The sequence below is a fragment of the Pseudoxanthomonas sp. Root630 genome (assembly GCF_001427585.1).
GTDB lineage: Bacteria > Pseudomonadota > Gammaproteobacteria > Xanthomonadales > Xanthomonadaceae > Pseudoxanthomonas_A.
Genome location: NZ_LMGY01000017.1, coordinates 99,471 through 114,235, shown reverse-complemented (window position 1 = coordinate 114,235; position 14,765 = coordinate 99,471). Strand labels below are relative to the sequence as shown.

General features: G+C 69.1%; 12 protein-coding genes. 8 read left to right on the top strand and 4 right to left on the bottom strand.

Annotated features, from left to right (window positions below; translation table 11 throughout):
- Positions 1–96: 96 nt before the first annotated feature.
- Positions 97–1,968 (top strand): TonB-dependent vitamin B12 receptor, encoded by a 1,872-nt coding sequence (gene btuB, locus ASD72_RS15285; RefSeq protein WP_056880819.1) that lies wholly within the window; start codon positions 97–99, stop codon positions 1,966–1,968.
- Positions 1,969–2,019: 51 nt separating this feature from the next.
- Here the strand turns inward: btuB and ASD72_RS15280 are convergent, their stop codons facing one another.
- From ASD72_RS15280 to dinB, 3 genes are all read right to left on the bottom strand, one after another.
- Positions 2,020–2,331 carry a DUF3861 domain-containing protein gene (locus ASD72_RS15280; RefSeq protein WP_056880818.1) on the bottom strand — a complete coding sequence of 104 codons (312 nt, stop codon included), beginning with the start codon at positions 2,329–2,331 and terminating at the stop codon, positions 2,020–2,022.
- Positions 2,328–2,819 carry a PadR family transcriptional regulator gene (locus tag ASD72_RS15275; protein ID WP_056880817.1) on the bottom strand — a complete coding sequence of 164 codons (492 nt, stop codon included), beginning with the start codon at positions 2,817–2,819 and terminating at the stop codon, positions 2,328–2,330. The genes ASD72_RS15280 and ASD72_RS15275 overlap by 4 nt, the downstream gene beginning before the upstream one ends.
- A 184-nt stretch (positions 2,820–3,003) precedes the next feature.
- Positions 3,004–4,086, bottom strand: a complete 1,083-nt coding sequence (gene dinB, locus ASD72_RS15270) for a DNA polymerase IV (RefSeq protein ID WP_056881066.1) — start codon at positions 4,084–4,086, stop codon at positions 3,004–3,006.
- Positions 4,087–4,300: 214 nt separating this feature from the next.
- On the opposite strand from dinB, the gene fabA reads away from it, so the two are divergent.
- From fabA to ASD72_RS15255, 3 genes are all read left to right on the top strand, one after another.
- The gene (gene fabA, locus ASD72_RS15265) at positions 4,301–4,816 is read left to right on the top strand and encodes a 3-hydroxyacyl-[acyl-carrier-protein] dehydratase FabA (RefSeq protein WP_056880816.1); all 516 of its coding nucleotides are present in this window, start codon (positions 4,301–4,303) and stop codon (positions 4,814–4,816) included.
- 2 nt (positions 4,817–4,818) lie between these two features.
- Positions 4,819–6,027: a beta-ketoacyl-ACP synthase I gene (gene fabB, locus ASD72_RS15260; protein ID WP_056880815.1), complete on the top strand. Its 1,209-nt coding sequence runs from the start codon at positions 4,819–4,821 to the stop codon at positions 6,025–6,027.
- A 115-nt stretch (positions 6,028–6,142) separates the two neighbouring features.
- The gene (locus ASD72_RS15255; protein ID WP_056880814.1) at positions 6,143–8,227 is read left to right on the top strand and encodes a bifunctional diguanylate cyclase/phosphodiesterase; all 2,085 of its coding nucleotides are present in this window, start codon (positions 6,143–6,145) and stop codon (positions 8,225–8,227) included.
- Positions 8,228–8,229: 2 nt separating this feature from the next.
- Here the strand turns inward: ASD72_RS15255 and ASD72_RS15250 are convergent, their stop codons facing one another.
- Positions 8,230–9,276: a glycerophosphodiester phosphodiesterase gene (locus ASD72_RS15250; protein WP_056881065.1), complete on the bottom strand. Its 1,047-nt coding sequence runs from the start codon at positions 9,274–9,276 to the stop codon at positions 8,230–8,232.
- 161 nt (positions 9,277–9,437) lie between these two features.
- Between ASD72_RS15250 and ASD72_RS21010 the strand changes: the two genes are divergently transcribed.
- From ASD72_RS21010 to cphA, 4 genes are all read left to right on the top strand, one after another.
- Positions 9,438–9,746 carry a hypothetical protein gene (locus ASD72_RS21010; RefSeq protein ID WP_155944677.1) on the top strand — a complete coding sequence of 103 codons (309 nt, stop codon included), beginning with the start codon at positions 9,438–9,440 and terminating at the stop codon, positions 9,744–9,746.
- Positions 9,747–9,912: 166 nt separating this feature from the next.
- Entirely contained in the window at positions 9,913–11,088 is a 1,176-nt protein-coding gene (gene iadA / locus ASD72_RS15245; protein ID WP_056880813.1) for a beta-aspartyl-peptidase, read from the top strand.
- A gap of 16 nt (positions 11,089–11,104) precedes the next feature.
- The gene (locus ASD72_RS15240) at positions 11,105–11,944 is read left to right on the top strand and encodes a cyanophycinase (RefSeq protein WP_056880812.1); all 840 of its coding nucleotides are present in this window, start codon (positions 11,105–11,107) and stop codon (positions 11,942–11,944) included.
- A gap of 21 nt (positions 11,945–11,965) precedes the next feature.
- The gene (gene cphA, locus ASD72_RS15235) at positions 11,966–14,764 is read left to right on the top strand and encodes a cyanophycin synthetase (RefSeq protein WP_056880811.1); all 2,799 of its coding nucleotides are present in this window, start codon (positions 11,966–11,968) and stop codon (positions 14,762–14,764) included.
- Position 14,765 lies beyond the last annotated feature (1 nt).

Sequence of the window (14,765 nt, the reverse complement as noted above, 5' to 3'; positions counted from 1 at the left end):
GCCGCGCCGCTTCGCCTGCGCTGTCCGCTCCGCACCCCTTTCCATCGCGACTCCACGCCGAAGAATGCGCGCGGGGCGCGCGATGGAGTTGTTCCGATGCAGAGCCGTACTTTTTCCTCCCCTTCCCTGCTGGCCCTCGCGGTCGCGATGGCGCTGCCGATCGCCGCGCAGGCGCAGGACGCCACCAACCTCGACGAAATCGTCGTCTCGGGCACGCGCACCGAGGTGTCCGTCGAAGACAGCCTGGTCCCGGCGCAGGTGATCGGTCGCGAGGCGATCCAGCGCAGCCAGGCGCGTTCGCTGGGCGAACTGCTGCAGGGCCGCGCCGGCATCTCGATCGCCAACCAGGGCGGCGCAGGCAAGATCACCACGCTCAACCTGCGCGGCGCCGAATCCGATCACGTGCTGGTGCTCGTGGATGGCGTGCGCATGGGCTCGGCGACCGCCGGCCTGCCCGCGCTGCAGGACCTGCCGATCGACCAGATCGATCGTGTCGAGATCGTGCGCGGCCCACGTTCCAGCCTGTGGGGTTCCGAAGCGATCGGCGGCGTGATCCAGGTCTTCACCCGTCGCAACACCGGCAAGGTGCGGCCGAACTTCCGCATCGGCGTGGGCAGCGACAGCACGCGCGAAGCCAGTGCCGGTATCGGTGGCGGCGTCGGCCGCGGCTGGTTCGGCGCCGACGTGGCGTACGCGCGTACGGATGGCTTCAACGCCTGCCGCGGACGCGGTCCCGACCCGAGCATTCCGTTCGACTTCGGCGCAGGCTGCTTCACCGACGAGCCCGATCGCGACGGTTACCGCAACACCTCGGCCAACCTGCGCGGTGGCTACGCGTTCACCGATACGCTGACGCTGGAAGCCAACGCGCTGCGCGCCGATGGCAAGAGCGAGTTCGACGGCAGCTTCACCAACCGCTCCGAAACCGTGCAGCAGGTGCTGGGCACCAAGCTGCGTTACGCGCCGAGCGACAAGCTCGACCTGCTGCTGAGCCTGGGCCGCAACGACGACAAGTCCGACGACTTCCACGATGCCGTGCAGTCCGGCTACTTCGAGACGCGCCGCTATGTGGCGTCGGCGCAGGGCGATTTCACCCTGGCCGCCAACCAGTTGCTGACCGCGGGCATCGACTGGCAGGACGACAAGGTGGAAAGCGCCACCGCCTTCGACGTCACCCAGCGCGACAATCTGGCCGGCTTCGTGGAATACCAGGGCCGCTTCGGCGCGCACCAGCTGCAGGCGAGCGTCCGCAACGACGACAACGAGCAGTTCGGCAACCACACCACCGGCAGCCTGGGCTACGGGTTCGGCTTCGGCAACGGCCTGAAGCTGACCGCCAGCGTGGCCACCGGCTTCAAGGCACCGAGCTTCAACGACCTGTACTACCCGGGCTACAGCAATCCGCTGCTGGAGCCGGAAGAGTCCGAGAGCGTCAACCTCGGCATCGCGCAGTATGCGGATACCTGGAACTGGACGTTCAACGTCTACCAGAACAAGGTGGACCAGCTGATCTCCTACGATGCGGCGATCTTCCTGCCCAACAACATCGACGAAGCGCGCATCCGGGGCGCGGAGTTCACCGTCGACTTCGCGCTGGCCGGCTTCGACATCGCCACCCAGCTGAGCCACACCGATCCGCGCAACCGTTCGGCCGGCTTCAACTACGACAACCTGCTGGCCCGTCGTCCGCGCAACACGGCGCGTATCGACGTGGACCGCGCGTTCGGTGCGTTCCGCACCGGCGTGACGTTCAACGCCGCGGGCGAACGCTACGACAACCTGGCCAACACCGACCGCCTGGGCGGTTACAGCACGCTGGACCTGCGCCTGGAGTACGCCATCGCGCCGGCATGGACGTTGCAGGCGAAGGTGGGCAACGTGTTCGACCGCGAGTACGAAACCGTCGCCTGGTACAACCAGGCCGGCCGCACCTACGGCCTGAGCCTGCGCTACCAGCCGACCGAGTGATCCGACGGCGGCACGCAACAGGAAAAAGCCCGGCATCGCCGGGCTTTTTCTTCATGCGCCTGCGGCGGATGCCACGGGGCCCTGCTTGAGCGTCTTCATGAAGTCGCGGAAATGCGGGGCGAAATCGGCGAACAGCGGATGGCCGCGGTGCTCGAGCATGACTTCGCTGAAGAGCTTCAGCCCGACGGCCAGGGCGGTGGCGGCGTCGGGCGCCAGGTCGTTGCGCGCGCGCATGCGTTCGACGATGGCGAACACGTCGTCGTGGTTGCCCGCCTCGAAGCGCAGCGGCGCGTCGTACGCGGACGGTTCGCCCTTCGCATCGGCCAGGTGATCGAGGGTGACGCGGTAGCGATGCTGCTTCATGGCGCGGCCTCCGACGCCGCCTGCACGCGGCTGCCCGTGTCGCGTCCGATCTCCACCGCGGCGCGGTCGATGGCGGCGGCGATGCGGTGCAGCGCCTCGGTATCCGGCGTGCCGTCGGTGAAGCGCAGGCGCAGGGCGGTCTTCAGGTTTTCCATGGCCCGCTCGATCTCGGGCGCACGTCGCGCGAGCGCGTGCCGACGCCCTTCGCGCAGGCGCAGCAGCAACGCATCGAGGTGCTCGCGCCGCGATTGCAGCTGCACGCGCCCTTCCGAGGTGATGCGGTACTGCCGGCGCCCGCCGTCTTCCGCAAGGGCCTCGGCCAGGCCCATGTCTTCGAGCCAGGTGAGGGTCGGGTACACCGTGCCAGGGCTGGGGCTGTAGTCGCCGCCAGCCAGGTCGGCGATCGCGCGGATGACCTCGTAACCGTGGCTCGGTTGTGCGTCGAGCACGTGCAGGACCAGCAGCTTCAGCTGCCCCTGGTCGAACATGCGGCCCCGGCGCCCGCGGCCGGAACCGTCGCCTTCCGCGCCGGGATGACCATGGCCATGGCCGCGGCGTCCGCCGCGATCGTGGGAGGAAGTGAAAGGGGACAGGGGGATTCCTTCGATATCTTCAGACACACTCAAGATATATCTTGATAGTGTCTTTTCCAAGATCACCCCAGGGCTTCATTCAACCGGCAGCCAGCTCCGGCCCGTCGAACAGCCCTGGCTGGGTCGCCCCCTCGTCCCGGTCACGGAAGCCCGCCAGCCCCACGCCCACCAGCCGGTAGCGGGTCGAGCCCGGCAGGTCCACGCGCTCGCGCAGCGCCAGGGCGATATCGATGAACTCCCGGGCCGAGGCCGGCGGCGCTTCCGGCGTGAAGCTGCGGGTGAGCAGGCGGAACTGGGCGGTCTTCAGCTTCAGCACCACGGTGCGGCCCACGCGCTCGGTCTTGCGGCTGGCCTGCCAGGCCTTTTCCGCGATGCGGACGATGTGCGGCTCCAGTTCGGACAACAGCAGGTCGGTGGCGAAGGTGTCTTCGGACGAGATCGACTGCACCGGCTGGTCGGGTTCGACCGGCCGCTCGTCGATGCCGCGCGCGCGGCGGTACAGGCTGCCGCCGAAACTGCCGTAGCGCGCTTCCAGTTCGTGCTGCGCGTGCAGGCGCAGGTCGCCGACGGTGCGGATGCCGTCCGCGTTCAGGCGCCCCTGCATCACCTTGCCGACGCCCGGGATGCGCTCCACCGGCAGCGGCGTCAGGAAAGCCTCGACCTGGTGCGGGCGCAGGACGAACTGGCCATCCGGCTTGCGCCAGTCCGAGGCGATCTTGGCGAGGAACTTGTTCGGCGCGACACCCGCGGAGGCGGTGAGCTGCGTCTCCTCGCGGATCTGCGCGCGGATGGTCTCGGCCACCGCCGTGGCCGTCGGCAGGTCGGATTTCGGCACGGTGACATCGAGGTAGGCCTCGTCCAGCGAGAGCGGCTCGACCAGATCGGTGTGGCGCAGGAAGATCTCGCGCACCTGCCGCGACACCGCCTTGTAGCGGGTGAAATCGGGCGGTACGAACACCGCCTGCGGGCACAGGCGCTCCGCGCGCACCGCCGGCATCGCCGAGCGCACGCCGAAGACGCGCGCTTCGTACGAGGCCGCGCACACCACCGAACGCTCGCCGCGCCATGCCACCACCACCGGCCGTCCACGCAGCGAAGGATCGTCGCGCTGCTCCACCGACGCGTAGAACGCGTCCATGTCGATGTGGATGATCTTGCGCATCACACGATGATATCGGCGGCCGTACGCGATCGCATGGATGCGCGCACGCACGATACGCACGCGTGTGGAGTCGAGGGCGAAAAGCGCGAAACCCTTGCCGCAATTGCACTTCCAAGATGGTACGCCGGCGTATGGAAAAACCCGGTTGATTTGCATCAAGACAAGCGTATGCACATGTGTGCATTATTTGCGCCTTCGCAGAACGGACGATGCAATGAACGCCCCCGCTTCCTTCTCGCGCGAACAGCTGCTGGCCAGCGCGCGCGGTGAACTCTTCGGCCCCGACAGCGGCCGCCTCCCGAACGACCCGATGCTGATGTTCGACCGCATCACCGAGATCCGCCAGGACGGCGGCACGCATGGCAAGGGCATGGTGCGCGCCGAACTCGATATCCACCCGGACCTATGGTTCTTCCAGTGCCACTTCCTCGGCGACCCGGTGATGCCCGGCTGCCTGGGCCTGGATGCGATGTGGCAGCTGACCGGCTTTTTCCTGACGTGGATCGGCGCGCCCGGCCGCGGCCGCGCACTCGGTTCCGGCGAAGTGAAGTTCACCGGCCAGGTGCTGCCGACGGCCAAGCGCGTGAGCTACGAGATCGACATCAGCCGCGTGGTCAACCGCAAGCTGGTGCTGGCGGTGGCCGATGGCCGCATGCTGGTCGACGGCCGCGAGATCTACACCGCGCGCGATCTGCGCGTGGGCCTGTTCACCTCGACGGAGAGCTTCTGACCATGCGCCGTGTCGTCATCACCGGCCTGGGCATCACCTCCTGCCTGGGCAACGACGCGGATACCGTGTCGGCCGCGTTGCGCGCAGGCCGCTCCGGCATCCGCCATATCCCGCAGTACGCCGAACTCGGCTTCCGCAGCCAGGTCGGCGGCGCGCCCGAGATCGACCTCGACGCGCAGATCGACCGCAAGCAGAAGCGCTTCATGGGGGATGCCGCCGCCTATGCGCACATCGCGCTGCGCGATGCGATCGCCGACGCCGGCCTGGACGACACGCTGGTCAGCCAGCCGCGCACGGGCCTGATCGCCGGTTCCGGCGGCGGTTCTGCCGAATGGCAGATCGAAGCCGCCGACCTGCTGCGCGCGCGCGGCATCCGCAAGGTGGGGCCGTACATGGTCCCGCGCACGATGTGCTCGACGGTGTCGGCGACGCTGGCCACCGCGTTCAGGATCAAGGGCGTCAGTTATTCGATCTCCGCGGCCTGCGCGACCTCCGCGCACTGCATCGGCGCGGCGGCGGACCTGATCCGCGCCGGCCGCCAGGACATCGTCTTCGCCGGCGGCGGCGAGGAACTGCACTGGGCGCTGACGATGATGTTCGACGCCATGGGCGCACTGTCGAGCAAGCGCAACGACGACCCGACGCACGCCTCGCGTCCGTACGACGCGGACCGCGACGGCTTCGTCATCGCCGGCGGCGGCGGCATGCTGGTGCTCGAGGACTACGACCACGCGGTCAAGCGCGGCGCGCGCATCCACGCCGAACTGCTCGGCTACGGGGTGACGTCCGATGGCGCCGACATGGTCGCGCCGTCCGGCGAAGGCGCGGTGCGCTGCATGCAGATGGCGCTGGAAGGCGTCACCGCCCCGCTCGATTACCTCAACACGCATGGCACCTCGACGCCGCTCGGCGACGTGATCGAACTCGACGCGATCCGTACCGCGCTGGGCGACAACCTCCCGCCGATCTCTTCGACCAAGGCGTTGTCCGGCCACTCGCTGGGCGCAGCCAGCGTGCACGAGGCGATCTACTGCCTGCTGATGATGCGCGATGGCTTCATCGCGGGCTCGGCCAACATCGAGACGCTGGACGAAGGCGCGACCGGCTTCCCCATCGTCCAGGCCAGCCGCGAGGCGACGCTGGATACGGTGATGTCCAACAGCTTCGGCTTCGGCGGCACCAACGCGAGCCTGGTGTTCGGGCGCGTCTGACCGGTTCTCCGGGCCGGCCCGCGGTCGCCTCCGTGGCGACCGCGGCGCTCAAGCTCAAAGCGTAGTGGCCGATACAGTCTGACGGACGCCCGTCCCCGGCGTCGGCCCCTGCCTCATGTCCGGAACCTACAACGAGGTCCTCGTCCTCTTCTCGCTGCTGGTCGCCATCCTGGCGTCCTACACGGCGCTGGACATGGCCGGCCGCGTCACCACCACCCGCGGCACCGTCGCGGCACGCTGGTGGCTGGCCGGTGGCGCACTGGCGATGGGCTTGGGCATCTGGTCGATGCACTTCGTCGGCATGCTCGCCTTCGACCTGCCGATCCCCCTCGGCTACGACCTCGCCATCACGCTCTATTCGATGCTCGCGGCGCTGGGCGTCTCCGCCTTCGCCCTGTGGCTGGTGTCGCGACCGGACCTGCCCATGCGCCTGCTCTGCCTCGGCGCCGTACTGATGGGCGCGGGCATCGCGCTGATGCACTACATCGGCATGGCCGCGCTGCGCATGCAGCCCGGCATCGACTACGACCCGCTGTGGTTCAGCCTGTCCATCGTCATCGCCGTGGTCGCGTCCGGCGCCGCGCTGTGGATCGCCTTCCACCTGCGACGCGGCCACCGCCGGCACGGGATGCGCCTGACCGCTGCCGTGGTGATGGGGTTCGCCATCGTCGGCATGCACTACACCGGCATGGCGGCCGCCCGCTTCCCGGCCGACAGCTGGTGCGGCGCGGCCCGCGATGGCGGCGTGCCCACCCAGTGGCTGGCGGTGCTGGTGGTGGTGGCCACGGTGGCGATCATGGGCATCGCGCTGATCGTGTCCGTGCTGGACCGGCAGATGCACCTGCGCACGCGCCACCTGGCGATCTCGCTGGCGCGCGCCAACGAAGAACTGGTGCAGGCGGCGCTGCACGACCCGCTCACGCGGCTGCCGAACCGCGTGCTGCTGCAGGACCGCATCGAGCAGGCCATCGAGAAAGCCAAGCGCAAGCAGGAATCCCTGGCCGTGATGTTCCTGGACCTCGACGGCTTCAAGAGCGTCAACGACGCTTACGGCCACCAGACCGGCGACGTCCTGCTGGCCGATGTCGCCACGCGCGTGCGCGGCCTGCTGCGCAGCCAGGACACGCTGTCACGGCTCGGCGGCGATGAATTCGTGCTGGTCGCGCCCTCCACGGATCCGGACGATGCCGCGGTGGTCGCGCAGCGCATCCTCGATGCCGTCGCGCTGCCGATCCAGGTGCAGGGGACCGAGGTACAGGTCACGGCCAGCATCGGCATCGCCATGTATCCCTCCGACGGGACCAGCGAGCGCGACCTGATGGCGCACGCGGACGCCGCGATGTACCACACCAAGGACAACGGCCGGAACGGCTACACGTTCTTCGCGCCGTCGATGAACATCAGCGCGCACCAGCAGCTGAAGCTGCTCAACGACCTGCGTCGCGCGGTGGAGCGCAACGAACTGCTGTTGCACTACCAGCCCAAGTTCGCCGCGCCCGACTACCGCATGGCGGGCGTGGAAGCGCTGCTGCGCTGGCAGCACCCCGAGATGGGCCTGCTGGCGCCGGGCGCCTTCATCGCGGCCGCCGAACGCAGCGGACTGATCCTGAGCCTGGGCGAGTGGGTGCTGGACGACGCCTGCCGGCAGCTGCGCGCCTGGGATGACGCCGGCCACGACGTGCCCACTGTCGCGGTGAACCTGTCGCCGCTGCAGTTCTCCTCGCCCTCGCTGGTGGACACGGTGCGCGACACGCTGGCGCGGCACGCGCTGGACCCGACGCGCCTGACGCTGGAGATCACCGAGACCACCGCCATGCGCGATGCGGACGCCAGCGTCGACATCCTCGACGAACTGACCCGCATGGGCGTGCGGATCTCGATCGACGATTTCGGCACCGGCTATTCCAGCCTGCTCTACCTCAAGCGACTGCCGGCCACCGAACTGAAGATCGACCGCGCCTTCGTCCGCGAACTGGAATCCAACGCGGACGATGCGGCGATCGTCGCCTCCATCGTCGCGCTGGGCCGCACGCTGAACCTCAAGGTCGTCGCCGAAGGCGTGGAAACGCCCGGGCAGCAACAGCAGCTGCGGCAGCTGGGCTGCGACTTCTATCAGGGCTACCTGCTCGGGGAACCGGTGGCAGCGGATCAGCTGGTGCGCACGATGGAACCCCCACTGGCCGCCTGCGGCGTCGGCTGACGTCAGCGGCCGTCCACGGCACGGCGGCCCACGGCAGGATCGTCGGTGAAGAAGCCGCCGATGCCGAGCGCCAGATAGGCGCGGATCTCCTCGATCGCACCGTCGTCATGCCGCATGCGCGGATCGTCGCCGCGACGCAGTGCGCGCGGCAGGAATGCGTTCTCGGGCCGGAACGTGTAAGGCCATACCGGCAGGCCCGCCGCGCGCGCATCGCGCATCAGGTCCGTCGGTGTACCCAGCGTGCCGTCCGCTGCGTGCGGAATCAGACTGCGTGTCCACGGCCCCAGCAGGTCCGCATACGCCGCGATCTCCCGCAGTCCCTCCGGCGTCATCAGGTCCGCATAGCGACGCGCGATGCCCGCAGCAAGCGCGTCGCCTGGCGATGCCTCGGCGGGACCCAGCAGTTGCAGCAGACGGATGTTCGGATGGGTCGCGCCCAGGCGCTCCCGCAGCGCGCGCAGATTGGTCTGTTCGAACGACTGGATCACCACAGGCGCCTGGCGCGTATAGGCATGCGCCGCCAACGTCTGCAGCAGACGCTCCTCCATCGGCAGGCCGATGCGCTGGAAATGGCTGGGATGCTTGATCTCGGGAATCAGGCCGATCGTCCGGTCGCGGAGCGCGGCCTGTTCCGACGCCAGCGCGATGACCTCGTCCAGCGTCGCGACCTCGTAGTGGCCATCGTGTGCGGTGCCACGCAGCTCGGGCAGGCGCTCGCGTGCACGCAACGTCTTCAGCTCGGCCAGGGTGAAGTCTTCGGTGAACCAGCCTTCGAAGGTTTCGCCATCGATCACTTGCCGGCGTTTGCGCGCAGCGAACTCGGGGCGTTGCGCGACGTCGGTGGTGCCGCCGATCTCGTTCTCGTGGCGCGCGACCAGCACGCCATCGCGCGTGGCGACCAGGTCCGGCTCGATGTAGTCCGCGCCATCGGCGATGGCACGCGCATACGCGGCCAGCGTGTGCTCCGGCAGGAGCGCGCTGGCGCCCCGATGGCCGATGACGAGGGGCGTGACCGGCGATTCGCTCGCCAGGACGGGGGACACAGGCATCAGGGCCATGAGCAACGGCAGTACGCAGCGGAACGGCATGCAGGGGGCCTCATTGTGCCGGCACGCGGGGTGCGCGGGATCATGAAAGCACAAAGCCCGGCAGGGGCCGGGCTTTGGAGCAACGCGGGAGGAGAGAGGATCCTCGTTGCGGGACCCATTCTGTGCGTCGCCTGTTACAGCCCGGCGACAGTCGTCAACCGCCGGTCATCGCACCCGCCTTGCAGGCACATCCTGCACCACGCGCCAACCAGCGCTCGGTGATCGACATCGGGACAGTGCGCACCGTCAATGACACGTTGATCCGCACGGCCGAGGAAGTCCGCGGGATCCATCGCGAAGGCGTGGCCAAGCGAAAGCCAGGGCCTGTCGACGGGAATGCGCCACGCCACATAACGTTACCGCCGATCTCCTCGACCCAGGCGCTGTCCGGCCATTCGCTCCGGGCGGCCAGCGTGCTCCCGCCCGGTTAGACTGGTCCGCCGCGCGGATGACCGTGTCGGGATAACAGCGGATCGAAGAGAAGATGAGCGACGACGCCAATGTCACCGCCGGCCAGTCCAGGGGACTGAAGGACTGGGCATGCCGCCCTGACAAGCGGCTTCTGGCGGGAAGCATGGACGGGACGGTCGCCAGCTGATGACGACCACGCTGATCCGCAACGCGGATGTGTACGCACCCGAACCGCTGGGACGCTGCGACCTGCTGCTCGGCGGCGGCAAGGTGCTGTGGATCGGGACCGATGCGCCCGATCTGCCTGCCGCCTTCGGCGCCCAGGTGCTGAACCTGGGCGGCCGCCGGCTGCTGCCGGGCCTGGTCGACGGCCACGTCCACGTCACCGGTGGCGGCGGCGAGGCCGGCTTCGCCAGCCGGGTACCGGCGCCGATGCTGTCGCGCTACACCCGCAGCGGCGTGACCTCGGTGGTCGGCCTGCTGGGCACCGATGATGTCGCCCGCGGCACGCGCGAACTGGTGGCCCAGGTCAACGCGCTGCGCGAGGAAGGGCTGTCGGCCTGGGGATACGCCGGCGGCTACCACCTGCCGCCGGCCACCCTGACCGGCAGCGTCCGCGCGGACCTGGTCTTCATCGACTGTCTGATCGGGGTGGGCGAGCTGGCGATCAGCGACCACCGCTCCAGCCAGCCGACCCTGGACGAATTGCTGCGGATCGCTTCCGAAGCGCACGTGGCCGGGCTGATGACCGGCAAGGCCGGCATCGTCCATCTGCATCTGGGCGACGGCCCGCGCGGCCTGGACCTGGTGCGGCGCGCGCTCGATCAAAGTGAGCTGCCGCCGCGGGTGTTCAACCCGACCCACGTCAACCGGCGCAAGGCGCTGTTCGACGAAGCCATCGAGCTGGCCCGGCGCGGCTGCAGCATCGACATCACCGCCTTCCCGGTGGACGAGGGCGAGGATGCGTGGAGCGCGGCCGATGCGCTGGTCCGCTACCTCGACAGCGGCGCCCCGCGCGACCGGGTCACCATCAGTTCCGACGCCGGTGGCTGCCTGCCCTGTTTCGATGCGCAGGGCCGCGTGTGCAGCATGGATGTCGGCCACTCCGGCGCCCTGCTCGACACCCTGCGCGAGTTGCTGGCCCGCGGTATCGCCCTGCAGGACGCGCTGCCGGCCTTTACGTCCAACGTCGCCGGGCTGCTGCGCCTGCCTGGCAAGGGCCGCATCGCGGTTGGCGCCGACGCCGACCTGGTGGCGCTGGACGCCACCGGCGCGATTAGCGACGTGTTCGCTGGCGGCCGCCCGCACCTGCGCGACGGCGCGGTGCTGCGGCGTGGTACGTTCGAATCGCAAGACATCTGAAATACCGGAGCACTCGATGCCAAGCAAGCCCGTCAACGGGGAGCAACGCGGCTGGATCATCCCGATCGGCGGCGCAGAAGACAAGGAAACCAACCCGCGCATCCTGGCCCGTTTCGTCGAACTGAGCGGTGGCGGCGACGCCGACATCGTGATCATCCCGACCGCGAGTCGGCTGAAGGAATCCGGCGCCCGCTACGAGGCGCTGTTCCGTGGCATGGGTGCGCCGCGGGTCGAGGTGCTGGACTTCGACACCCGCCGCGATTGCCAGGAGGAAGGCCGGCTGGCACGACTGGCGGAGGCCAGCGGCATCTTCTTCACCGGCGGCAACCAGTTGCGCCTGTCCACCATCCTCGGCGGCACCCACGTGGCACGCAGCATCCGCCAGCGCAACGCCCAAGGGGTAACCGTGGCCGGCACCAGCGCCGGTGCCGGGTTCCTGAGCGAGCACATGATCGCGTTCGGTGCCGAGGGCTCGTCGCCGCGCGCCAGCAGCGTGCGCCTGGCGCCCGGGCTGGGCCTGACCAACCGCTTCGTGATCGACCAGCATTTCCGCCAGCGCGACCGCCTCGGCCGCCTGACCGCGGCGCTGGCCTACAACCCGTTCGCGATCGGCATCGGCCTGGACGAGGACACCGCCGCCTTCATCTCGCCCGACGATACGCTCGAAGTCGAGGGCAGCGGCGCGGTCACCGTGGTCGATGCCCACGACCTGCAGTTCTCCTCGATGGCCCAGGCCGACGAGGACGACCCGGTGTGCATCCTGGGGCTGGGCGTTCATGTATTGATCGCAGGCGCCACCTTCAACCTGCATACGCGGCGGGCCTCGGCCGGCCGCCTGGCGACCCGCAAGACCTGATCCGACAAGGGGACATCCTCCATGCGCATCCTCGAACGCTCTGTCTACGTTGGCCCATCGCAGCATGCGCACTTCCCGGTGATCCGGCTCTTGCTGGACCTGGGCGAACTGGAACAGTGGTCCACCGCGCGCCTGGGGCCCGGCTTCGTCGACGGCCTGATGGCCGCCGTGCCAAGCCTGGCCGAGCACGGCTGTTCCTACCGCGAGCCTGGCGGCTTCCTGCGCCGCATGCGCGAGGGCGAAGGCACCTGGCTGGGCCATGTGCTCGAACACGTGGCGATCGAACTCCAGAACATCGCCGGCGAGGACGTCACCTTCGGCAAGACCCGCAGCGTCGATGGCCGCCCGGGCGTCTACACGGTGGTGTACGAGTACGCCCAGCGCGAGGAAGGCATCGCCGCGGGCGAGCTGGCGCTGCGCCTGCTGTGCTCGCTGCTGCCCGAAGGCATCCGCCCCGACGGCAGCGTGCCGGGGGACTGGGACTGGGAACAGGCGCGCGACGACTTCATCCGCTACGCCCAGCGGCGCGCGCTGGGGCCGTCCACCGCCTCACTGGTGCGCGCGGCCGAGGAGCGCGGGATCCCCTGGCTGCGGCTCAACAATCAGTCGCTGGTGCAGTTTGGCCACGGCAAGTACCAGCAGCGCATCCAGGCCACCATCACCGGCAAGACCCCCCACATCTCGGTCGAACTGGCCAGCGACAAGGAGGAGACCAACAAGATCCTCGCCTCGCTCGGCCTGCCCGTGCCCCGCCAGCACCTGGTCACCAGCCAGACCGAAGCGATCAAGGCCGCGCAGCGGCTCGGCGGGCCGGTCGTGCTCAAGCCCTACAACGGCAACCACGGCCGCGGCATCACCATCAACATCAGCGGCGACGACGACATCCGCGCCGCGTTCGATGCCGCGCGCGAGCACTCTCGCTCGGTGATCGTCGAAACCTTCCAGGAGGGCGCCGACCACCGCCTGCTGGTGGTCAATGGCGAACTGATCGCGGCGACACGGCGCACGCCCGGCCACGTGGTCGGCGACGGCAGCAAGACCATCACCGAACTCGTCGAGATCGTGAACCAGGACCCGCGCCGCGGTGTCGGCCACGAGAAGGTGCTGACGCGCCTGGAACTCGACCGCGAGGCGAACCTGATGATGGAACGCGTCGGCTACAGCGCCGACTCGGTGCCGAAGGAAGGCGAGGTGGTGTTCCTGCGTTCCACCGCCAACCTGTCCACCGGCGGTACCGCGACCGACGTCACCGACGTCATCCATCCCGACAACCGCGACATGGCGGTGCGCGCGGTGCGCGCGATCGGCCTCGACGTGGGCGGCGTGGATTTCATCAGCCCCAGCATCGCCGAGAGCTACAAGAACATCGGCGGCGCGATCTGCGAGATCAACGCCGCGCCCGGCTTCCGCATGCATGTCGCGCCCAGCGAAGGCACGCCGCGCGACGCCGCCGGCCCGGTGATCGACATGCTGTTCCCGCCGGGCACGCCTTCGCGGGTGCCGATCGCGGCGATCACCGGCACCAACGGCAAGACCACCACCGCGCGCATGCTCGCCCACATCACCAAGATGGCCGGCTACACGCCGGGCCTGACCACCACCGACGGCGTGTACATCGACGGCCAGCGCACGGTGGAAGGCGACATGACCGGCCCGGTGTCGGCGCGGATGGTGCTGTCCGATCCGCACGTTGACCTGGCGGTACTGGAAACCGCGCGCGGCGGCCTGTTGCGTGCCGGCATGGGCGTACCGGAAGTGGATGTAGGCGCGGTGATCAACATCGCCGCCGACCACCTGGGCCTCAAGGGCATCGATACGCTGGAACAACTGGCGGAGATCAAGCGCATCGTGGTCGAAGTGGCCAAGGACTGCGCGGTGCTCAACGCCGACGACGTCAACGTCCTGAAGATGTCGGGCTACACCGACGCGAAGACGATCTGCTACGTCACCATGAACCCGTCGCACGCGCTGGTGCGCGAGCATATCCGCGCCGGCGGCCGCGCCTGCGCGCTGGAGGCCGGCGTCAACGGCCACATGGTCACCCTGTACGACAAGGGCAGCCACATCCCGCTGATGTGGACCCACCTGATCCCGGCCACGCTGGAAGGCCGCGCGCTGCACAACGTGCAGAACGCGATGTTCGCCGCGGCGATGGCGTTCTCGCTGGGGATCAAGCTCGACGCGATCCGCCATGGCCTGCGCACCTTCGACACCACCTTCTTCCAGGCCCCCGGCCGGATGAACGTGTACGACGAGCATCCGTTCAAGGTCGTGATGGACTACGCGCACAACGCGCACGCGGTGGGGATGATGGCCGACCTGGCCCAGCGCCTGGAGGTGACCGGGCGCCGGATCGTGGTGGTCGCCGCACCCGGCGACCGCCGCGACGAGGACATCCAGGACATCGCCCGTGCGGTGGCCGGTCGCTTCGACCACTACGTGGTCAAGCGCGACGACAGCCTGCGCGGCCGCGATGGCGACGAAGTACCGCGGATCATCGCCCGCGCGCTGCAGGCGGCGGGCGTGGCCGAGGCGGCGATCGAACAGATCCCCGACGAGCAGCAAGCCATCGACGCCGCGCTGCGCATGGGCAGGCACGGGGACCTGTTGCTGGTGTTCGCCGATGCCCTGGCCCGCTCGTGGAAGCAGATCACCAAGTTCACGCCCGAAGGCGCCGAGCCGCGCGGCGCCCGCCAGGCAGAGTTGCCGTCGCTGCAAGCGGCGCCCAGCGCCGACGAGGCGGCGGTGGCGGCGATGGAGGGCGTGATCCGCGAGGAACGCGGGCTGGTGTTCGCGCGCCACGACGAAGGCAGCGACTGAG